This window comes from Marinobacter lipolyticus (assembly GCF_018424605.1).
Lineage (GTDB): Bacteria > Pseudomonadota > Gammaproteobacteria > Pseudomonadales > Oleiphilaceae > Marinobacter > Marinobacter lipolyticus_B.
This window is the reverse complement of the sequence record NZ_QTKT01000004.1, coordinates 279,192-301,164: the sequence shown is the minus strand read 5'-3', so window position 1 is coordinate 301,164 and position 21,973 is coordinate 279,192. Positions and strand designations below refer to the sequence as shown.

Below are 21,973 nucleotides of genomic sequence, written 5' to 3'. Positions count from 1 at the left end.
CCGGTTTCTTGTTGTTGCCGACTACTATTGGCGCAGGCGGCAACAACGGCAATTGGCGAATGGTCGATAGCGGGTGATTCACGGTTTGCCGGCAGTCATGATTGAATGACATTTATGTGAAGCTGGTATGACACTGGCCTTTCCGAATCACCCTGTCAGCCATTAGAGCGCGAAAAGCTGGCCCCGCTGTGGTAAAAAGCACTTTTTCAGGGACGAATTGTGATGAATTGTGACCGCCCATGCTGATTATTCCTGCTGAAAACGCCGTCAACTGGCGCCGCCCGCCCTGGGTCACCCTGGGCCTGATCATGACCTGCCTGCTGGTTTTCCTGTTCTACCAGGGGGATGACAGCCGCAAGCTTGAAGGCGCCATCGAGGCCTACCTGGAGTCCGGCCTCATCGAACTGGAGGCGCCGGTCTACGAGGATTACCTGCAACGGCAGATCCGCTTCGAAGGCGAGTCCGAACGCATCCTGGAGCTGCAGGATTTCCAGGAATTGCGGGCTTCCGACGATTCCGTGTGGGTGGCGGTGAGCCTGCTGATGGACCCCGAGTTCTACCATTACATGCAGCAGAACCGCGAACTGTTGTGGGCGCCCGCCGACCGGCAGCGTTGGGCCGAACAGCGGGGCGTCATCCAGGACAGCTACATGGACCGGCTCAGTGCCAATCAGCTGGGCCTGGTGCCGGCGGAGCTGTCACTGTCCGACCTGATCACCTACCAGTTCCTGCATGGGGGCTGGGGTCACATCATCGGTAACCTGGTGTTCCTGTTCCTGCTCGGCTTTACGGTGGAGAAAGCGTTGGGGCCCGGTAAGTATTTGCTTGCTTACCTGCTTTGCGGTGCCTTGTCCGGGCTGGTATTTACCGCGTTTTCCGTTGGAAGCCCGATACCACTGGTGGGCGCATCCGGGTCAATTTCCGGGCTGATGGGCATGTATGTGGCCATCTACGGCCTGCAGAAGATCCGTTTTTTCTATTTTGTCGGCGTCTACTTCAACTATTTCCGGGCGCCAGCACTGGCGTTGTTGCCGGTCTGGCTGGGCAAAGAGATCTACGATTACTGGTTTGCCGGCGCCACCGGCATTGCCTACATGGCTCACGCCGGCGGGCTGGTGGCCGGTGCGGGGCTGGTATGGCTGCTGGGCAAAAGCGTGTTCCAGGTGCGTGACACGTTTTTCGAGCCGGAGGTGGAAGAGCAGGACGAGCGATTCACCACCGCCTACGCCCAGGCCATGGGCAGCCTTGGTCGCATGGAGTTCGAGGTGGCGCAACGCCAGTTCGAGGCGCTCTGGCAAAGGCACCCCGAGCGCCTGGTGCTGCTTGAACATTTGTATCAACTGGCCAAACTACGACCGGATTTGCCGCTTTACCGGGAGCGTACCCGCGAACTGATGAACGAGACCCTGACCCGCAAGCAGCCAGAGCGCCTGATCGAAGTCTGGCGGGAGTACCTGGGCAAGGGCGAGGGTTATGCACCGCTGGCGGCGGAGGATCACAACCGCGTGCTGTTCACCAGCCTTCGCCACGACGACCTGAAAGCCGCAGAAAAAGCGTTTGAACGCCTGCGCAGCTGCGGTGATGAACTGCTGACCACCGAAGCCTGTCGGCTGCTGGCGGAGGAATTTGAAAAGCGCCAGATGACGCCAAAAGCGCGTCATTACAAACAAATGTTGCAGGCTGGCTGAGAAGTCCGGGGCGCTTGGTTGGCAGGGCTTTCCAAAACCCTGCGGAGCCATGGATGGCGGAGCGGAGCGTACAGGGATGTATTCACAGCGTGTTTTGGAAAGCCCTGCTAACCAAGTGCCTTACTCCTGAACCACAAACGACGCCTTCGGCCCCTTCAGTGGCTCGCGATTTTCTGCCTGATTCCGATAAGCGTCGATCTGTTCATGCAGCGGGTGATTGCTACAGCGCTTCTGGATGAAGTTGAGAAACGCCGTGGCTTTTTCCCACTGGTTCAGGCCATTGGCCAGCGCTTGCGCCACCAGCAGATAGGCCGGCGCCAGTTCCTGGCTGTCCGGGAAGCGCTTGTGGAAATCCTGCAGAAGCTTCAGCACCGCTTTGTAGTGGCCGCGCTGGTACAGGGTGCGGGCGCAAAGCACGGCCAGCTCAGGGTCGTCGAGGCGAAAGCCCGGTTCCACGTTTTCCAGGCTGTTTAGCAGTGTCGCAACGCTATCGCCGTCATTGCGGGCCGCCAGCCAGCCCAGCAGGCGGGGATGGTAACGGTAAAGGTCGGCGGTGTCGTTGCGAGCGCTCAGCAGCTGGAACAGCTGGCCGAGGCGCTGGGGATTCTGGGGGTCTTTTTTCAGGGCTTCCTTGAGCATCGACTGCACCCGGTCGTAGTTGCCGTCCTTGAGGTTCATGTCGATGTCGGCGTCAAAGCGGGCGCTGCGGTCCCGATGCTGAACCTCGCCGGGCTCATCGCCGTCCTGCAGGTCGCTGGCAAAGCCAAGCTCTTCCTGGTACTGGAACAGCAGGTAGCCCAGCATGTGAAACAGGATCAGGGTAAAGGTACTGTTGAGAAAGCCCGCCAGCGGCTGGGAGAACCACAGGGGAAAGTGATTCACCGCGAAATCCTGGGCTGCGCCGGAGGCCAGTGTCAGCAGGATCAGGTAACCGTACAGCAGGAAATAGGGGCTGCCGATCCGTGAGATCAGCACGGCCAGGTTCATCGGATTCACCGCCGCACCCACCGAGCGCTCCATGGCCAGCACCATGATGCTGGCCGGCAGGGCAAGGATGACAAAGGCCAGCGCCAGCATCATCAACAGGCCGCCGCCGATCATCGCCGCTGCGCCCACCAGGCCGCCCATCAGCACAAACACGAGCAACTGCAGGAAAACAATGTCGAAGCCGCCGCCGGTGAACGCCGCCGAGACCGGGGGTGGTTTCATATGGCCTTCGGCGGTGTGGCGGATGACGTCGTAGGTGTATTTGAGCAATGCCAGCGCCAGCACCAGCGTGATCACGATGCCGACAATGTTGGGCTTTACCAGCAGTGGCACCAGCGTGCAGATGGCGATAACGATCAGCGGGTCGGTATGAAACGGGTAACGGAAAAAGGCACCCAGCCGGTTCCAGAACGGGACCACCTCGGTGGCGGCGCCGAGATAGCGCATGGCGCGGCTGCAACGGGGACAAAGGGCGTGGCGCTTGCGGTTATCGGCATCGGGCATGCAGCGGGTGCAGTAATGCACCTGGCATTCGCCGCAGTGCCACTTGGCGGCGTCGCCGGGGTGGTAATGACAATCGTGTTTCACAGTGAGCCTGGGTCTGGTCCGTCAGAGAATCGGGCGTCAATAATGACAGAACCCCTGCCCCGGCCACAACGTGGCAGGTAGACTATTGTGCTGCCTGGCACGTATGGCAGAGATCAGATCCAAGAACCGGGAGGCCATTTGGCACATCATTCGGCACAGTCGGGCACGGTCGAGCCGACATCCGCCACCCATCCGGCCCATTACCACTGGCGGGGCATTCTGGCACTGGCGCTGAAGCACAAGCCGCGGCTGGTTCGTGCCAACCTGCTGGCGATCCTGGCCACCCTGATGAGTGTGCCGGTGCCCCTGCTGTTACCGGTGTTGGTGGATGAGGTGCTGCTGGAGGAGAGCGGGCCGGTGCTCCCGGTCCTCAACCAGCTATTACCCGCGGGTTGGCAGCAACCGGTGGTCTATATTGCTCTGATGGTGCTGGCGGCCTTCCTGCTGCGCTTGTCGGCGTTGGCGTTCAACGTGCTGCAATCGCGGGAATTCTCCAAGATTTCCAAGGACGTGGTGTTTCGCATCCGCTCCCGCCTGCTGGGGCGCTTGCAACGGGTGGCCATGGCGGAGTACGAAACCCGGGGTTCGGGGGCCATCAGCAGCCACTTCATCACCGATCTGGACACCATCGACCAGTTCCTCGGCAGCACCATCAGCCGCTTCCTGGTCGCCAGCCTGACCGTGGCGGGCACGGCCGTGGTGCTGCTGTGGGTGCACTGGCAGCTGGCGCTGCTGATTCTGCTGCTCAATCCCCTGGTGATCTTTGCCACCATTCTGATCGGCAAGCGGGTCAAGGACCTCAAGCGCCGGGAAAACAGTGCCTACGAGGATTTTCAGGGCGACCTGACCGAAACCCTTGACGCCATTCATCAGTTGCGGGCCGCGAACCGCGAGCAGCATTACCTGCGTCAGCTCATCGGCCGGGCCCGAAACGTCCGTGATCATGCCATCCAGTTCGAGTGGCGCAGCGATGCCGCCTCCCGCGCCAGCTTTGGGCTGTTTCAGTTCGGGGTGGATGCCTTTCGCGCCGCGGCGATGGTCACGGTGCTGTTCAGCGATCTCAGCATCGGCATGATGTTCGCGATCTTCGGGTATCTCTGGTTCATGCTCACCCCGGTGCAGGAAATGCTCAACATGCAGTACGCCTGGTTTGCCGCCAACGCCGCGCTGGGCCGCATCAACCGTTTGCTGGAACTGGACGAGGAGCCCCGTTACCCGGCGCTGGAGAATCCGTTCCGCGATCGGCATACGGTCAGCCTGACGCTGCGGGATATTCATTTCCGCTATGGGGATGAACCGGTGCTGCGGGGCATCAATCTACATCTGGCGGCGGGGGAAAAGGTAGCGGTGGTCGGCGCCAGTGGCGGCGGCAAATCCACCCTGGTGCAGCTTATTCTGGGTATGTACACGCCGCAGCAGGGGGAGGTTTTGATTGATGGTGTGCCGGTGCAGCGCATCGGTCTTCCATGCTTGCGGGAGCATGTTGCCACCGTATTGCAGCACCCGGCGCTGTTCAACGATTCGGTGCGGCAGAACCTCACATTGGGGCGGGACAAGCCGGACCACGCGCTCTGGCAGGCGCTGGCCATCGCTCAGCTGGATGACACCATTGCCGCCATGCCGCAGCAACTGGATACCATGATTGGCCGGCAGGGCGTGCGGCTCTCCGGCGGCCAGCGCCAGCGTCTGGCGATTGCCCGCATGGTGCTGTCAGAGCCGTCCATTGTCATTCTTGATGAGGCCACCTCGGCACTGGATTCGTACACCGAGCACCGGCTTCACGAGGCGCTGGATGAATTCCTCAGCCAGCGCACCACGCTGATCATCGCCCACCGCCTGAGCGCGGTGAGAAAGGCCGATCGCGCCTGCGTGTTTGAGGACGGTCGCATTATCGAAGAGGGGCATCACGATGAGCTGATTCGCCGCGACGGGCTATACGCGCAGCTCTACGGCGACCACCAGCTCAGTTGAGCAACCCGCCCGCGCTGCGGCTCACTCATGCCAGCGCTCCCGCACCTCCAGGATCGCGGGCAGGCAGCGCAGAAAGGCGTCCACCAGGCGTGGATCGAAGTGGTGGCCGCTCTGGTCCCGGATCAGGGCGACGGCATCGTCCACGCTCCAGGCCTTCTTGTAGGGCCGCTCACTGGTCAACGCATCGAAAACGTCGGCCAGCGCCACGATGCGCGCGGCAATGGGAATGGCTTCGCCTTGCAGACCGCGGGGGTAGCCACTGCCATCCCATTTCTCATGGTGGGAGAGGGCCACCTCCCGCGCCATGTTCAGCAGCTCCGAACCGTCGGCCCCGATGATCTCCGCACCAATTTCCGCGTGGCTCTGCATGACTGCCCATTCGGCGGCGTCCAGCTTGCCGGGTTTCTGCAGGATGGCATCGGGAATGCCGATCTTGCCCACGTCGTGCATGGGCGCAGCGTTGAGCAGGGTGTCGGCCCAGGCCTCGCCCATGCCGGCTTCCAGCGCAATCAGGCGCGAGAAATGGCTCATGCGAATGACGTGCAGGCCGGTTTCGTTGTCTTTGTATTCCGCTGCCCGGCCCAGGCGCTGGACCACCGCAAGCCGGGTCTGTACCAGTTCGTCCACCCGCACCAGGGACAGGTGATTCCTCACTCTGGCGCGGACAATAGGTGCGCTCACCGGCTTGGTGATGTAATCCACGGCGCCGAGATCAAAGCCCCGGGCTTCATCCTCGGCGGCGGCCAGCGCGGTCACGAAGATCACCGGAATGCCGGCGGTGCTGTCGTGCTGTTTCAGCGCTTCGCAAACGTCATACCCCGACAGGCCGGGCATCATCACATCCAGCAGGATAAGATCCGGCCGTTCCTGGCGCGCCAGCTCCAGCGCCCGTTCACCGTCACGGGCGAACAGCAGCCGGTAATGATCCGACAGGATGTTTCTCAGCACCTGAAGGTTGGCGGGTTCGTCGTCCACCAGCAGCAGTGTCTTGTTCGTGTTCAGCATTCTGACTCCGCGAGGGTCTGCCGGTAGACCGCAAGAATTTCGGCGGCTTTCTCCGGTTCAAAGTTGTCGAGTGCCTGTGCAGCGGGTGCGGCACAGTGCTCGGGCAAAGCGGTCTGCAACCGCCGGAACGCCTGTTCGGGAATTTCGCCCTGTTGCAACTGGGTGATCAGCGCATCGAGGGCCGCGAGCGTTGTGGGTCCGGCGGCCGGAGGTGCGGCCTGGCCGGCCTCGCGCGGGTCGGCGCCGGCGATCGTCCAGTCCGTCGCGGCCTGGAATTGGTCGAGCAGGGTCTGCCATTGGCGGGCACTGACCGTACCGTCCTGTCGCAGGGCCCGCTCCATCTCCGCCAGCGCTGAGGCCAGGGCGGAAAACCCGAGGTTGGCGGCAACGCCCCGCAGGCGGTGGGCCTGAGCGCCGCGGCTGTCCGGGTCAGAGTCCAGGTTGAGGGTGTCTGGCTGGTTCTCGGGCGCTTGCAGGAAACGTTTCGCCGCCTCCCGATGCTCAGCGGTATCGGGCCAGAGCGTCGCCACGGTTTGCTCATCAATGAGCGGATTGTCGCTGGCCCCTGGCCGGCTGGCGCGGGCGACGTCGATCCCCAGCAGCCGCCCAATCTCGGCCGACAGCTCCGGCAGGTTGATGGGCTTGGTGGCAAATCCGTCCATGCCGGCCTCGATCGCCGCGCGCCGATCCTCTTCCAGCACACTGGCGGTCATCGCGATAACCGGTGTCGGTGGCCAGTGGTGTTCGGTTTCAAGGTGGCGCAGAGCCCGGGTCGCCTCGTGTCCGTTCATCTCCGGCATCTGCACATCCATCAGCACCACATCGAAGCGTCGGGTCTCACACTGCGCCAGCGCTTCCCGGCCGTTACTGGCAGTGACTACCGAGTGGCCCCGCTGAGTCAGCAGCGTCGACAGCAGCTCCAGGTTCTGCGGCACGTCATCGGCCACCAGCACGGCCAGCGGTGGCAGGTCGGTTTCCAGATCCGTGTTTCCGTCAGCGCTGACCGCCGCGCCCGCCGGCAATGGCAGGACAACCCGGAAGGTGCTGCCCTCTCCGGGGCTGCTGGTGACCGAGATTTGCCCGCCCATCAGTTCGGTGAGCTGACGCGCGATGGTGGTGCCCAGGCCGGTGCCGCCAAACCGGCGGGTCATGCTGGAGTCGGCCTGGGTGAAGGGCTCGAAGATACTGCCGATGCGATCCGCGGGAATGCCAATGCCGGTGTCCGCGACGGTGATCACCACGTCATCCGGTGTCGACTGCTCCACCCCCAGAGTCACTCTGCCGGCGTTGGTGAATTTGACGGCGTTGCTGACCAGGTTCAGCACCACCTGCTGGATGCGAAGGGGGTCGCCTTTGAAAAACTCGGACACCCGGTAATCGAGCTCAAGCTGCAGGCCCTTGCGGGTCGCGTTCAGAGATTGCGTGGCCAGGATCTGCTCGCACACGGAACGCAGGCTGAAGTCACGGATTTCCAGCTCGGTTCGACCGCTGTCCAGCTTGGCGGTATCAAGAATATCGTTCAGCAGCGCCAGCAGCGACCTGGCCGAGTTGCGGACGATGCCCAGATGCCGGACTTGCGGTTCGCTCAACGGCGTGTCCAGCACCAGCTCGGTGAAGCCGATGATGGCGTTCATCGGGGTGCGGATTTCGTGGCTCATGTTCGCCAGGAAGGCGGTTTTGGCGGCGGCGGCCGCTTCCGCCGCATCCTTGGCCTGACGCAGGTCCGTCTCCATGCGGTAGCGCTCGGAAATGTCGGTCAGAAAGCCGACAAAAGTGCTGACGCCGCCGAGCCGGGATTCGCCAATGGCCAGGCGAACCGGGAACTGGTGTCCGTCTTTGTGCAGCGCCCAGACCTCACGGCCGGAACCGATGATCTTGCGTTCACCGGTACGCAGGTAGTTTTTCAGGTAGCCATCGTGGGCATCGCGATGAGGATTGGGCATCAGCATGCTGACATTGCGGCCCACCACTTCCGCGGCGGTGTAACCAAGCATCCGCTCGGCGGACTCATTGAACGACAGCACCACCCCGCGATCCGATATCTTGACGATGCCATCCACCGCCGCATCAATCACGGTCTGCAGCTCGCTGGCGGTTTCTTCGCTGCGACGGAACAGTGCCCGATAGCGGGCGATGGCATTGACCCCGGCTGCCATAAGGCTGAGGGCGACGGTGATCAACGCCACCACCAGGGCAAGGGTGGTCTGGCGAGTGTCACCGGGGGAGAGCGTGGGGTCCGCTGTGCCGATAAACTGCGCCGCTTCCATGGCGGTGTAATGCATCCCTGCGATGGCCAGCCCCATCACCAGGCCCGCCAGCAAACGGCGCTGGAAGCCACGGAGTCGGGTTTTCTGGCGCAGGCCAAAACTTATCCACAGGGCCAGGGTGCCCAGCAGCACCGCGACCACCAGGGACAGCACAAACAAGCCGGGTTGGTAACGCAGGGTAGGCCCGGTTTCCATCGCCGCCATGCCCAGATAGTGCATGGTGCCGATGCCCGCGCCCACGGCCACACCGCCGCTGACCAGTCGGAATCCGGTGAGCTGATGGCGACCGAGCAGGCTGAGTGTGACCCAGGAGGCCAGCAGGCTGGGCAGCGCCGATAACATGGTCAGGCCCGGCAGGTAACTCACCTGGGCCGGCATTTCGAACGCCAGCATACCGATAAAGTGCATGGACCAGATGCCGAACCCCAAAGCCACCGCGCCGCTGGCCAGGTGTAACCGTTCCATAAACGGTGTGCCACTGCGGCGTGCAGTGCTGGCGAGGGTCAACGCCATATAAGAGGCACCGACCGCAATCAGCAGAGAGAGGGCCACCAGCCAGGGATCGTACTCGCCGGACACCCGCTGTGACGGCGAGGTATCAGAGACAATGAAAAATGCGGACAGCAACGACAAAACCCACCTCTGCAATGGATCAACGGGGAGGCACCATACGAACGAATGCCGGCCAGGGAATACCTGTCGGTGGCAATTATTATAGTAGCGACCTATCGCTCGGTTCGCCGTAGGAATTGTTTGCCTGTTGTAACACAGTATTTCCCGGGCCTATACCGAACATTCACCGTGCTTGGGTTGAACTCTGACCAATCGGTGCAATAGTTATTAGTAACTTCAAAAACCGTAATGAATTCGTGACGCTTACGGGCCATCGCGGAGCCTTGCCGGAACGCCACGCGGCAACCGTCTCCCAGCCTTCCGGATACACTGGATTCCAAAGAACAAGGAGGCACCACATGTCCAGCGAACAGCTTAGCAAAGACAGTCTCAATACCTTGTCGAGCCTTGATGCCGGCGGCAAAACCTTCCATTACTACAGTCTGCCAAAGGCCGCGGAAACCCTGGGTGATCTGGACCGGCTGCCGTTTTCCCTGAAAGTGCTGATGGAAAACCTGCTGCGCAACGAGGACGACGTCACCGTTGAACGCAGCCACATGGACGCCATGGTGCAATGGCTGAAGGAGCGCCGCTCCGATACCGAGATCCAGTTCCGTCCGGCGCGGGTGCTGATGCAGGATTTCACCGGGGTGCCCGGCGTGGTGGATCTCGCCGCCATGCGTGAGGCAGTCAAGGCGGCCGGCAAGGATCCGGCGATGATCAATCCGCTGTCACCGGTTGACCTGGTGATCGACCACTCGGTGATGGTGGACAAGTTCGGCGATGCCTCGTCGTTCAAGGACAACGTCGCGATCGAGATGGAGCGCAACCAGGAACGCTACGAGTTCCTGCGCTGGGGTCAGCAGGCGTTCGATAACTTCCGCGTGGTGCCGCCCGGCACCGGTATCTGCCACCAGGTCAACTTGGAGTATCTGGGCAAGACGGTGTGGCAGAAAGAGCAGGGCGGGAAGACCATCGCCTACCCGGACACCCTGGTGGGCACCGACTCCCACACCACCATGATCAACGGTCTCGGTATTCTCGGCTGGGGCGTGGGCGGCATCGAGGCCGAAGCCGCCATGCTGGGCCAGCCGGTGTCCATGCTGATTCCGGAAGTGGTGGGCTTCAAGATTACCGGCAAGCTGCGTGAAGGCATCACCGCCACCGATCTGGTGCTCACCGTCACCGAAATGCTGCGTAAGAAGGGTGTGGTTGGCAAGTTCGTGGAATTCTACGGCGATGGCCTCAAAGACATGCCGGTGGCCGACCGTGCCACCATCGCCAACATGGCACCGGAGTACGGCGCCACCTGCGGCTTCTTCCCGGTGGACGAGCAGACCATCAAATACATGCAGCTGACCGGGCGCGACGATGCCCAGCTGGAACTTGTGGAGGCCTACGCCAAGGCTCAGGGGCTCTGGCGTCAGCCGGGTCAGGAACCGGTCTACACCGATAGTCTGGAACTGGATATGGGCGATGTGGAGGCCAGCCTGGCAGGGCCGAAGCGCCCGCAGGACCGGGTTGCCCTGAAGAACATGAAAGCCGCCTTTGAGCTGCTGATGGAAACCGCGGAAGGACCGGCCCCGACCCGGGAGGACAAGCTGGAGTCAGAAGGCGGCCAGACTGCCGTTGGCGTGCAGGACAGCTACGAGCACCACGCCAGCCAGCCGATGGAAATGAACGGCGAGAAAACCCGCCTGGACCCGGGCGCCGTGGTGATCGCGGCGATCACTTCCTGCACCAACACCTCCAACCCCAGCGTCATGATGGCCGCTGGCCTGATCGCCCAGAAAGCCGTGGCGAAGGGGCTGCAGACCAAACCCTGGGTGAAAACCTCGCTGGCGCCGGGATCCAAGGTGGTGACCGATTACCTGCGTGTGGGCGGTTTCCAGGATGACCTGAACAAACTGGGCTTTAACCTGGTGGGTTATGGCTGCACCACCTGCATCGGTAATTCCGGCCCGCTGCCGGAGGCGGTGGAAAAAGCCATCAGCGATGGCAACCTGACGGTGGCCTCGGTGCTGTCCGGTAACCGCAACTTCGAGGGCCGGGTGCATCCGCTGGTGAAGACCAACTGGCTGGCGTCGCCGCCGTTGGTGGTGGCCTATGCGCTGGCCGGTAACGTGCGTCTGGACCTGTCCACAGATCCGCTGGGCACCGATACGGATGGCAACCCGGTCTACCTGAAAGACCTCTGGCCGAGCCAGCAGGAAATCGCCGAGGCGGTGGAGAAGGTCAAAACGGACATGTTCCGCACCGAATACGCGGAAGTCTTTGACGGTGACGCTACCTGGCAGGCGATCAAGGTGCCGGAGAGCAAGGTCTACGAGTGGTCGGACAAATCCACTTACATCCAGCATCCGCCCTTTTTCGAGGGCATGGGAGAAGACCCCGAGCCCATCGACGACATTAAGGATGCCAATATACTGGCGTTGCTGGGGGATTCGGTCACCACCGACCATATCTCACCGGCCGGTTCCTTCAAGCCAGACACCCCCGCCGGTAAGTACCTGCAGGCACACGGGGTAAAACCGGGGGATTTCAACTCGTACGGATCGCGCCGCGGCAACCACGAGGTGATGATGCGCGGCACCTTCGCCAACGTTCGCATCCGCAACGAGATGCTCGACGGCGTGGAAGGCGGCTTTACCAAGCACGTGCCCAGCGGCGAGCAGATGGCGATTTATGACGCCGCCATGAAGTACCAGGAGCAGGGCACGCCGCTGGTGGTGATAGCCGGAAAAGAGTATGGCACCGGCTCCAGCCGGGACTGGGCCGCCAAAGGCACCCGGCTGCTCGGGGTTCGTGCGGTCGTGGCCGAGTCCTACGAGCGCATTCACCGCTCCAACCTGATCGGAATGGGGGTAATGCCGCTGCAGTTCCCCGAAGGCACTGACCGTAAGAGCCTCAAGCTGACCGGCGAGGAAACCATCAGCATCGAGGGGCTGTCCGGAGACATCACCCCGGGTCAGACGCTCACCATGACGGTGACCTACAAGGACGGCGGTACCGAAACCTGTGAGCTGACATCACGGATCGACACCGCTAACGAGGCGACCTACTTCCGCCATGGCGGTATCTTGCATTACGTGGTGAGGGAGATGCTGAAGTCCGCCGGATGATGGTAAGCTGAAGGCAACACAGAAACACTGACGTTGCCGAGGCATCACCATGTCGTCTACCTCGTCCCGGGACGAACTGCTTGCAAAACTGAACCTGGAAACCTCGCGGATCGGCTGGCATGACCTGCAGACCTATTACGCCCGCGGTCACGTGGTGCGGGTGGAACCCGATCTGGACCTGCTGGATGTCGCCGCGGAACTGGCGGCGGACAATGCGGGTCAGTTCCAGCGCTGGATGGCAGAGAACCGCATTGGCGATGTGTCCCCGGAGCGCGCCCGCGCCTGGTACGACGCCAACACCGAGTTGTGGGCGGTGGTAGTGGCGCCCTGGGTGCTGGTGCAGGATCGGGGTGACGATGCGCTGCACTGACGGTCCCTGGGTATGACGGTGAAACTTCATTACTTCCATGGCCGCGCGCCGTTGCGGGCACTGGTGCTGGTGCGCGAAGAACGGCGGGTTGAGCTGTATGTGAAGCAGGTGGGCGAAAGCACCTGGGCGGTGGTGGCACTGACGGGTACCGACGCCGGCCAGCCGCAGAAGCAGCGTTGTCAGGGACCCTACCACAGCGTCGGTCGGGCGGAAGCGGTGCTCCGCGCCATTGCCGGTGCGCTTCTGGAAGACGACTACGATCCCCGGCCTGCAGACCATGTGGTCTGGTCGGTCATGGCGCAGCGGCTGGCCCGCAGCCTCCGCACCGACAGCATGGCCATCGATGCCCGCTATCTGTTTGATCCTGATCAGTACGAACCCATCGGCTGATTGCCCCCTGCCCACTCTGTTTCGAGGACACCATGCTGACCGGCGCCCTGCTGATTCTTGCCCCGTTATTCGTAGGCTTTGCGCTGCCGTTGCACAACCGGGGCGTGATGACCGCGATTCATTACACCGTGGAAGCGCTGGTCTACTTTATTCTCGCCCTGCTGGGGCTGGGCCTCGGGCAGATGGAGGGGTTGGCCGAGCAACTGGGGGATATGGCCATTCAAGTGGCCACTCTGGTGGTGGCACTGCTGCTGGCCAATCTGGCAGGCCTGTGGCTGTTTCATCACTGGCAGCCGATGACGGTGACCGGGGATGACAGCGCACCCCGCCCCGGATACCAGCGCCTGTTTCTGGCTGGCCTGAAACCGCTGGCGGCGGTGGCCGCCGGAGGTCTTGCCGGCTATTTCCTGCTCCCCGCCCTGCCGATGGCGGAAGCCCTGGCGACCTGGTCATTGATGCTGCTGTTGTTTCTGATCGGTATCCAGCTCCGCAATGCCGGCCTGTCACTGCGCAAGTTGCTGATGAACCGGCAGGGGCTGGGCATCGCCCTGGCCATGGCTGGCAGTTCACTGCTGGCCGGCTTGGCCCTTGCCCCGTTATTCGCCTTGCCCTGGCAGCACACCCTGGCGCTGGCGTCAGGGTTTGGCTGGTACTCACTGTCCGGCATTGTGGTGGGCGATGCGCTCGGACCCGCCTGGGGCGGTGTGGCGTTTCTCAACGATGTCATCCGGGAAATCATCGCCCTGGCGATCATCCCCCTGCTCATCGGCCGCCGTCCGGCCATGGCCATCGGTTACGGCGGCGCCACCGCCATGGATTTCACCTTGCCGGTCATCCGCAGCAGTGGCGGGTTGGCCTGCGTGCCGGTGGCCATCGCCTCGGGCTTCGTACTGTCATTTCTCTCGCCGGTATTGATGGGCCTGTTCCTGGCAATAAACGAATTCTGAACAGGAACAGAATGATAGCGGTGGCGCACTGGGGAATCCCCACCCATAATGAGGTAGGAAATCCACTGGAATTCAGCCGCTTTTCGGAGCCCGCTCCATGCACCGTCGCCAATTTATGGGTCTTCTGGCTTCCGCCTCCCTCGCCGGTGCCGTGATTCCGGGGTGCGCGCGGGAAACGCCGTTGCGGGTCGGAATGATCCACTGGATTGGATACGAACCCCTGTTCGTGGCCAAAGAATTTGGCTGGCTGGGTGATTCGGTGGCGCTCACGCGCACGGCGTCCGGATCCGAGACCATTACCGGGCTGCTCAATGGCAGCCTGGATGCTGGCGGTATGACTCTGGACGAGGCGCTGCGGGTGTCATCCCAGGGCGTACCGCTGACGGTGATTGCGGTGATGAACGTCTCCGCCGGGGCAGACGCCGTCATGGTCAGGCCCGAGATTACCGGCCTGAGGGACCTGAAAGGGCGGCGAGTGGCCGTCGAGCTGCAGGCGGTGTCGGCGGTCATGCTGTTGAAGGTGCTTGAGGAAGCGGGGCTGACGCGTGCGGATATTGAGGAGATTGATCTGCCGGTTGACCAGCATGCGCAGGCCTGGCGACGCAATGAGATTGACGCCTCGGTCAGCTACGAACCCATGGCCTCTGTGCTGGAATCCCTGGGGGCGAAACGGTTATTTGACAGCCGTTCCCTGCCGGAAACCATCTTCGATGTGCTGGTGGTCCGCCGCGACCGCATCAGCCAGCGAAAAGGTGCCCTGAGGTCCCTGCTGGTGTCGCATTTCAAGGGGCTGAACCATCTGGTACGGAATTTTCACGACGCAGTCTATCGGGTGGCCACCCGCCAGGAGGTTACCCCGGAAGCGGTACGCCACGCGCTGGGAACGGTCACCCTCCCGGATCTCTCCACCAACCAGCGCTACCTGGCCCCTGAGGGACAGGTCGACAAGGCGGCGGGAAATCTCCAGGCGCTGTTGCTCAAAGAAGGCCTGATGGCGCAACCGGTGGATCTTGACCGCTTGTGCAATGCCTCCTTCCTGCCGCGGAGTCCGGTGTGAAACGCCTCCTCCTGTTGCTGATGCTGGGGCTGAGTATGGCGGTGAAGGCCCCCCTTGCCCTGGCCGCGGATGAACTGACCCTTGGCGTCTTTGCCTATCGCCCCGTCGACATCGTGATGAGCAAATACCAGCCGCTGGCGGAGTACCTGAGTGAGAAAACCGGGCTGACTGTGCGGCTTCAGGTGCTCGGCCAGGAGGATATGAATCGTGCGCTGGCGGCAAACCAGCTCGACCTGTTTCTGACTAACCCCAGCCATTTTCTGGTGATCCGCAGTGAGCGTAGCGTCACCGGCGTGCTGGCCACCGTGCTAAGACGGTCCGGGGCCACCAGCACGGCGAGTGTCGGGGGCGTGATTATTACCCGCAGCCAGCGCGACGATCTTAATGAGCTGACAGACCTGGCCGGGCAGATGATTGCCAGCCCCGGCATTCATTTTCTGGGGGGATATCAGAGCCAGTTGCTGGAGCTGAAGGAGGCGGGCATCGACGTCCGCCGGGGCAGTCGCATCAAATTGCTGGGCAGTCACGACCGGGTGGTTCGTGCGGTGGTGGACGGTGACGTGGCGGCGGGTTTCATCCGCACCGGCATTATCGAGGACATGTTGACGGAAAACCCCCGCCTGGGCGATCAGCTCAAGGTGCTGAATCCGCAGAATCTGACCGGTTTTCCTTTCCGGGTTTCGACCCGACTCTATCCGGAATGGCCTCTGGTGGCGTTGCCCCACGTGGACCAGCGCCTTGTCCGGCGCGTTGCTGCGGCGCTGTTTTCATTGAATCGGAACGATCCGGCGGCCCGAGCCGCGGGCATCGCGGGGTTTGCACCGCCGGCGGACTATCAGTCGGTGGAGCAGCTGGCGCGGGATATCCGGGTAGCGCCCTACGATCAGGCCCCTCAGCTTACCTGGCTGGACGCGTTTCATCAGTACCGGCTGTGGGTGATTGCCATTGCCGTGCTGATGACGCTGTTGCTGGCATCGTCTCTCTGGCTGGGCCGCAAGAAACGTCAGCTTGCCACGTCGCAACGGCGACTGCGACGGCTTATCCTGAGCTGGCCGCAACCAATGGTGATGATCCGCGACGGCAAGTTCCTCTATACCAACCGCGCGGCGGTGGAATTGCTACGTTACGAGTCCTGGGCGTCGCTGACGAACAAATCGGTAGCGTCGTTTCTGCCGTCATTGCAGCCCGATGGTCTGAGCTCCACGGGGAAAATTTCCGACACGATGAACCGGGTCCACCGCGGCGCGGTTGAAACTGGCGAATGGCTGTTTCAGCGGGCCGACACCTCAGAGCTATGGGTGGAAATGACGCTGGCGCCGATCGACGGGGGCGGCGAGAACGAGCATGTGCTGCTGTGCGCGCTCTATGACATTACCCGGCGAAAGCAGGCCGAAAAGCGACAACGGCTGGCTGCCAGCGTTTTCGATCATGTGGGCGAAGCCATCGTGATTACCGACGAGCATGGCATGGTGGTTGAGGTGAATACCGCCTATGGCGCAATGACCGGCCGCACTCGCGCACAGACTGCGGGACGGTTGCCGCCATTGCCGCTGGAAGAAGGGTCGGGGGTTCTCCAGGCCACCCGGGAACGCGGGTTCTGGTCGGGCGAGTTCGAATGGAAGCGATCCGATGGCCCCCCCCTCAACCTTGCCCTGACCATGAGCGCCGTTTATGACGAGCAGGGCAACGTCACCCACTTTGTGGGCATCTACAGTGATATCAGTGCCATCAAGAAACAGGAAGACCAGCTGCGGACCATGGCACACTATGATGCGCTGACCGGGCTCTCCAACCGCTCGCTGTTTGCCGACCGGCTACAGCAGACGATGGCCCAGGCCCGGCGCCAGAACGACCATCTCGCGGTCGTCTATATCGATCTGGATCACTTCAAGCCGGTGAACGATGCGTTCGGGCACAGTGCGGGCGACGACTTGCTGGTGGAGGTTGCCAGCCGCATGCGCTCCACCCTGAGGGAAGAAGACACTCTGGCCAGGCTGGGGGGTGACGAATTTGCGGCCATCATCGTCAACGTGGAGGATCGCGCCAGCCTGGAGAATCTGCTGAAACGGCTGCTGGCGGACATTGCCGAGCCGGTGTGGGTGGCGGATCACCTGGTCGAGGTGTCGGCCAGCATTGGCGTGGCGCTGTATCCCCAGACCGTGGAGCTGGATGGCGACCAGCTACTGAGGCAGGCCGATCAGGCAATGTACCGTGCCAAGCAAGGCGGCAGAAACGGCTATTGCCTGTTCGAAACCACCGGCATCGAAGCTTAACCGAAGAAGGTTCGCAGGCTGTTGGCGTAAGTCTGCCGTAGCACCTGCTCCAGCGGCAGGTCTTTCACTTCTGCGATTTTCTCCGCCACAAAGGGGATGTAGAAGGGCGCATTTTCCCGGCCGCGATAGGGCACCGGGGTCAGAAACGGCGAGTCGGTCTCCAGCAGAATCTGCTCAATGGGTGCCAACCGCACAATATCCCGCACATTTTCTGCCTTGTTGAATGTGGTGATGCCGTTGAAGCCCAGGCACCAGCCCTGATCCAGCGCGTACCGGGCCAGACCGGGGCCGGACGTAAAGCTGTGGATAACCCCGCGGCGTTTCAGCGTGGCCTCGAACTCCCCCAGGATGGCAATGGTGTCTTCATCGGCTTCGCGACTGTGGATCACCACCGGGCGGTCGCTGTCGCAGGCGATCTGCAACTGGCGACGGAACACCTGGCGCTGTACGTCACGGTCGGCGTTGTCGTAGAAGTAGTCCAGGCCGATTTCGCCCACCGCGACGATCTTTTCGTCACCGGCGTGAGCGCGAATCTCTGCTTCCACCTCGTCAGAGTAGCTTTCCGCGTCGTGAGGGTGGATACCCTGGGTACCATAGACCCACGGCGCAATCTGGCTGAGCTCGCGGACGCGGGCGAGGTTGTCAGGAGACACCGCTATGGTGATCACTTTCTCGATATTGACCCGCTGGGCTTCGGCCAGCGTCTCTGCTAACGGACGATCCTTGAGGTAATCCAGATGACAGTGGGTCTCGATGATCGGAAGATCGAAAACGGGAATCTCACGACGTTTCTTGCTCATTGCGGCTCACAACGCTCCATCGCAACCAGAGGTTTGGCTGCTATCCTGAAAGTTTGGTGCCGTCAGTTTAACAGTTCGTGCGATTGTTGACCTGCATGGCGGTAATAGCCGCGCAGCCATTTGCCCGCGGGCAGGCTGTCAGAGGGCAGTTGTGGGAGGTAACGGAGAGGCGCATGCACATTATTGTTGTCGGTGGCGGCGTGGTGGGTATAACCACCGCCTATGAGCTCAACCGCCGGGGCCATCAGGTCACGGTGCTGGAACGCCATGACATCGCCGGAAACGAAACCAGCAAAGGCAATGCCGCCCAGCGCTCATACGGCGTGGTCTATCCCTGGGCGGACCACGCCATGGTGTTCAAGGCGCTGCCCTGGATTTTCAAACAGGATGGACCGCTGAAGTTGCGGATGCCGCCCTCGCTGGAAACCCTCAATTTCATGTTCGCGACCCTGCGCTACGCCTGGTCACCGGGTCTTTTTGGTCTGAACCGCCGGGCCATGCTGCGCCTGGGTATACACAGCCGGGAACGGTTTCTGGCTCTGGAAAGCGAGCTGGGCCTGGCCTTCGACGGTGCGCACCAGGGCCTGCTGCACCTGGCCAGCACACCGGAGGCCATGGACACCTACCGCGCTACCTGTGAGCTTCTTGCCGAGCTCGGGATTCCGGCCCGCCTGCTGAGCCCCGAGCAGGTACGGCAAGCCGAGCCCGGAATGGTCGGCGACGGCCCGCTTTACGGAGCGCTGAGTTTTGACACCGACGGCACCGGTGACTGCCACCTGTTTTCCCGGGAGCTGGCCCGGGCCTGTGAGGCGCAGGGTGTGGTTCTCCGTTATAACGTGGAAGCTGAGGCATTGCTGGCGGATGCCAAGCGGGTGAAAGCCATCACCCTGCGAACCGGGGATGGCGGCCTGGAAACCCTGAAGGCCGATGCTTTTGTGATCAGCGCCGGGTGCTGGTCAAATCATCTGGTCAAACCGCTGGGGCTGGCGCTGCCGATTTACCCGGTCAAGGGATACAGCCTGACGGTTCCACTCAAGGACCCGCAGCGCGCCCCGACGTCGACCATCCACGATGACAACTTCAAAGTGGTGTCCACCCGCCTCGGCAACCGCCTGCGGGCCACCGGGTTCGTGGAGCTTGCCGACTTCAACCGGGATATCCCCGCGGCAAGGCTGGCCACCATCCGCAAATCGGTGGAATCGAGATTTCCCGGCTGCGCCGACCTGGACGCCGCCGAAGCCTGGACCGGCTTCCGCCCGATGACCCCGGACGGCCCTGCCATCATTGGCCGGGGACCGCGGGACAATCTCTACCTGAATACCGGTCACGGCACCTTCGGCTGGACGCTCTCCGCCGCCAGCGCCGATGTGATTGCCCAGGTTATTGACGGGGAGGAACCGGCGGTCTGCCTGGATGCCTTCCGCCCCGGTCGATTCGCGGAATAATCGGCCGGGCTCAGGGCTTGTCTGGCGGGCGCTTGCTGCGGGTGATGGCGCGCTCCACATTACCGCACAGCGTGTGAACAAAGCCGACATCCCGGCCGGAGAGCAACGGCAGCCGCTGAAAAACCCACTGGAACAATTTACCCTCAGCCGGTGTGTCCAGTTCCGGTAACAGGGCTTCCAGCCGCTGACGGAGCGCCCCGAGCCGTGCGCCATCCTGCGCGCCGGTGGCATCGGTCGTTGCGGTGACGGACAGCCCGGACATCTCCCAGGCGTACAGCATGACCGCTTGCGCAAGATTCAACGAGGGATAAGGCACTTTCATCGGGATGCCGGTCAGCAGGTCGCACAGCGCCAGCTCCTCATTGGACAGGCCCCGGTCTTCCCTTCCGAACACCAGAGCGGCCGTGGCAACCGAAGCGCCTTTGCTGGCCAGTACGTCACGCAAACGGGCGGGCTCGTGCCAGTCCTGCCGTTGGTGCCGCGGTTTGGCCGACGTGCCCATCAGCAGGTCTACGGAGTTTCTTACCGCCGCCAGATTGGGGAAAATGCGCGCGTTCTCCAGAATGTGATCGCTGCCGTGGGCAAGCCAGTGGGCCTCGGGCCGGGTGTGCAGGTCCGAATTGACCAGCCACAGCTCGCCAAAGCCCATGGTGCACAGGGCGCGGGCAGCCGCTCCGACATTTTCCGGAACCTTGGGTTCAACAAGTACAAAGGCCAGTTGCATGACGTTACCTCCGGCGGCGAGTTTACACCAGAGCGCAGAAAGTGTTTACAGCCACTGGCAGCGGCTCAATCGGTGGCTGCAGGTGCACCAGCCGCTGTGGCGGCCAGCGCCGTTCATGGAACCGCGTCCCGGCTGGACGGAGCGTTACCCCGAGCTTGCCGGTGTGGTGGCCAGTTTCAGCGATCACGACTGTGATGGTTTTGAAGATAACCCTGGGCGGCTGGCGCAATGCCTGAGCGGATGGCTACCATCGCTGGCCGAGCGACACGCCCTGGTGTCGCTGCCGACCATGACCGAAGGGGCGACCGCGGTGGCGGCGAGCACCCTGCCAGAGACCCGCGCCACGGACATGCCCGGGCGCAAACGCCTGCAGGCCGGCGCCTTCACCGCGGCGCTCCTGCCCCTGAGCGAACCGGTGATCGATTGGTGCTGCGGCAAAGGACATCTGGCCCGAACCCTGGCGGCCCGCTGCCCGTCCCAGGTCACCGGGCTGGAATGGGACGAGTCGCTGGTAGTCGACGGCAATCGCCTGGCTCGTCAGTATCAGGACCGGGTCACGCTGCGAAGCCAGGACGTCATGGCCGCCGATCTCAGGTTGGCTCCCGACTCTCACGGTGTGGCGCTGCACGCCTGTGGTGATCTGCACCGTCGCTTGATCCGCAGGGCCAGCGAAGACGGCCTGTCTCGGGTCAGTTTCTCTCCCTGTTGTTATCACCTGACCGCAACCGAATTCTACCAGCCGCTCTCAGACCGGGTGAACGGCTGCGAGGAGGCCCTCAACCTCCAGCGCGCGGAGTTACGGCTGGCGGTTCAGGAGACCGTCACGGCGCCGGCGCGGGTACGGTCGCAGACCGCGCAGGTCAGCTGCTGGCGCCTGGGGTTCGATGGCTTGCAGCGTGAACTGCGGGAGGTTGATGACTACCTGCCGGTGCCCTCTCACCCGGCTCATCTGGCGGGCGGAGACTTCGAAGGATTCTGTCGCTGGGCGGCCGGAAAAAAAGGCCTGAGCCTGCCGGCTGAAACCGACTTTGCCCGTTGGCAGCGGCATGGTGAGCGGCGTTTTGCCCAGGTCCGTCGCCATGAGTTGGTGCGCCATCTGTTCCGCCGGCCACTGGAACTTTGGATGGTGCTGGATTACGCGCTGTTCCTTGAAGAGCAGGGCTATGAGGTGAAGCTGGGTACCTTCTGCGAGCGCGCGCTCACGCCCCGCAACCTGCTGGTGGACGCGATCAGGGTTTGCGGTAATCCACCCGCTCAACACAGCCATCCTTGAAGTACACGTAGGTGAGCTCGTAGAGCGCGCCATAGTATCTGGTCTGGTAGACCCAGGTCTCCTGAGGCGTCGGGTAGGTTTCCGGGGGGCGTCCGAAGGCTCTCAGCACATGATCTTTAGTCATTCCTTTCACCACCTGATTGCGGCTCAGGTAGGTGCGCAGATCGGTCGAGTTGATAAAACGACAGGTCGTTTCCTCCTGCGGGCGCGCCGCCTGTTGATCATTGTCGGCGTCGATGGAGGGGGGTTCGGTCTCAGGCAGGTTGTCCGCGAAACTGCCGCCAATGCGATTGTCGCGGATGGTGATGGTTTCAGCGTTGTCGCCGCAGGGCTGATCGGCAAAGCGGGTGCCGCTGTCGGTGCTGCAGCGATAGACCTGCGCCGGCAGAACCGCAGGCAGGGACAGCAGCAACAGCAGTGATAAAAGACGGCCCATGACAAACTCCTGGTCCAG

General features: G+C 62.5%; 16 protein-coding genes. 10 read left to right on the top strand and 6 right to left on the bottom strand.

The features are described 5' to 3' along the window. Positions 1-239 precede the first annotated feature (239 nt). Positions 240-1,688 (top strand): rhomboid family intramembrane serine protease, encoded by a 1,449-nt coding sequence (locus DYI22_RS08255; protein WP_213477572.1) that lies wholly within the window; start codon positions 240-242, stop codon positions 1,686-1,688. Positions 1,689-1,808: 120 nt separating this feature from the next. Here the strand turns inward: DYI22_RS08255 and DYI22_RS08250 are convergent, their stop codons facing one another. Continuing rightward, entirely contained in the window at positions 1,809-3,263 is a 1,455-nt protein-coding gene (locus DYI22_RS08250; protein WP_213477571.1) for a hypothetical protein, read from the bottom strand. A gap of 216 nt (positions 3,264-3,479) precedes the next feature. On the opposite strand from DYI22_RS08250, the gene DYI22_RS08245 reads away from it, so the two are divergent. Beyond that, the gene (locus DYI22_RS08245) at positions 3,480-5,234 is read left to right on the top strand and encodes an ABC transporter ATP-binding protein (RefSeq protein WP_323132897.1); all 1,755 of its coding nucleotides are present in this window, start codon (positions 3,480-3,482) and stop codon (positions 5,232-5,234) included. A 21-nt stretch (positions 5,235-5,255) separates the two neighbouring features. On the opposite strand, the gene DYI22_RS08240 is transcribed toward DYI22_RS08245, so the two are convergent. Together DYI22_RS08240 and DYI22_RS08235 are read right to left on the bottom strand one after the other, a co-directional pair. Next, positions 5,256-6,239, bottom strand: coding sequence for an HD-GYP domain-containing protein (locus DYI22_RS08240; protein WP_213477569.1), 984 nt, complete (start codon positions 6,237-6,239; stop codon positions 5,256-5,258). Next, the gene (locus DYI22_RS08235; protein ID WP_213477568.1) at positions 6,233-9,139 is read right to left on the bottom strand and encodes an MHYT domain-containing protein; all 2,907 of its coding nucleotides are present in this window, start codon (positions 9,137-9,139) and stop codon (positions 6,233-6,235) included. The genes DYI22_RS08240 and DYI22_RS08235 overlap by 7 nt, the downstream gene beginning before the upstream one ends. Before the next feature lie 338 nt (positions 9,140-9,477). Between DYI22_RS08235 and acnA the strand changes: the two genes are divergently transcribed. The 6 genes from acnA to DYI22_RS08205 all read left to right on the top strand — a co-directional run bounded on the left by acnA (position 9,478) and on the right by DYI22_RS08205 (position 17,277). Continuing rightward, positions 9,478-12,240, top strand: coding sequence for an aconitate hydratase AcnA (acnA, locus tag DYI22_RS08230; RefSeq protein ID WP_213477567.1), 2,763 nt, complete (start codon positions 9,478-9,480; stop codon positions 12,238-12,240). Between the two features lie 49 nt (positions 12,241-12,289). Further along, positions 12,290-12,610 (top strand): DUF2288 domain-containing protein, encoded by a 321-nt coding sequence (locus DYI22_RS08225; protein ID WP_213477566.1) that lies wholly within the window; start codon positions 12,290-12,292, stop codon positions 12,608-12,610. A gap of 12 nt (positions 12,611-12,622) precedes the next feature. Continuing rightward, complete coding sequence (locus tag DYI22_RS08220; protein WP_228300892.1) at positions 12,623-13,000, top strand: hypothetical protein; 378 nt, start codon at positions 12,623-12,625, stop codon at positions 12,998-13,000. 32 nt (positions 13,001-13,032) lie between these two features. Further along, a complete protein-coding gene (locus DYI22_RS08215; RefSeq protein WP_213477565.1) occupies positions 13,033-13,947 on the top strand; it encodes a lysine exporter LysO family protein in 915 nt (304 codons plus the stop codon). A gap of 97 nt (positions 13,948-14,044) precedes the next feature. After that, a complete protein-coding gene (locus tag DYI22_RS08210) occupies positions 14,045-15,004 on the top strand; it encodes an ABC transporter substrate-binding protein (RefSeq protein ID WP_213477564.1) in 960 nt (319 codons plus the stop codon). Then, positions 15,001-17,277 carry a diguanylate cyclase domain-containing protein gene (locus DYI22_RS08205; protein ID WP_323132894.1) on the top strand — a complete coding sequence of 759 codons (2,277 nt, stop codon included), beginning with the start codon at positions 15,001-15,003 and terminating at the stop codon, positions 17,275-17,277. The genes DYI22_RS08210 and DYI22_RS08205 overlap by 4 nt, the downstream gene beginning before the upstream one ends. On the opposite strand, the gene DYI22_RS08200 is transcribed toward DYI22_RS08205, so the two are convergent. Beyond that, complete coding sequence (locus DYI22_RS08200; protein ID WP_213477563.1) at positions 17,274-18,077, bottom strand: TatD family hydrolase; 804 nt, start codon at positions 18,075-18,077, stop codon at positions 17,274-17,276. The genes DYI22_RS08205 and DYI22_RS08200 overlap by 4 nt on opposite strands. Positions 18,078-18,172: 95 nt before the next feature. Here DYI22_RS08200 and DYI22_RS08195 point away from each other — a divergent pair, with 95 nt between their 5' ends. Further along, on the top strand, positions 18,173-19,522 hold the full coding sequence (locus DYI22_RS08195) for a D-amino acid dehydrogenase (RefSeq protein ID WP_323132893.1): 1,350 nt from the start codon (positions 18,173-18,175) through the stop codon (positions 19,520-19,522). 10 nt (positions 19,523-19,532) lie between these two features. On the opposite strand, the gene DYI22_RS08190 is transcribed toward DYI22_RS08195, so the two are convergent. After that, positions 19,533-20,246, bottom strand: a complete 714-nt coding sequence (locus tag DYI22_RS08190; protein ID WP_213477561.1) for a tRNA/rRNA methyltransferase — start codon at positions 20,244-20,246, stop codon at positions 19,533-19,535. Between DYI22_RS08190 and DYI22_RS08185 the strand changes: the two genes are divergently transcribed. Beyond that, positions 20,245-21,519: a methyltransferase gene (locus DYI22_RS08185; RefSeq protein WP_213477560.1), complete on the top strand. Its 1,275-nt coding sequence runs from the start codon at positions 20,245-20,247 to the stop codon at positions 21,517-21,519. The genes DYI22_RS08190 and DYI22_RS08185 overlap by 2 nt on opposite strands. Here DYI22_RS08185 and DYI22_RS08180 read toward each other — a convergent pair. Beyond that, entirely contained in the window at positions 21,476-21,955 is a 480-nt protein-coding gene (locus DYI22_RS08180) for a hypothetical protein (protein ID WP_213477559.1), read from the bottom strand. The genes DYI22_RS08185 and DYI22_RS08180 overlap by 44 nt on opposite strands. Positions 21,956-21,973 lie beyond the last annotated feature (18 nt).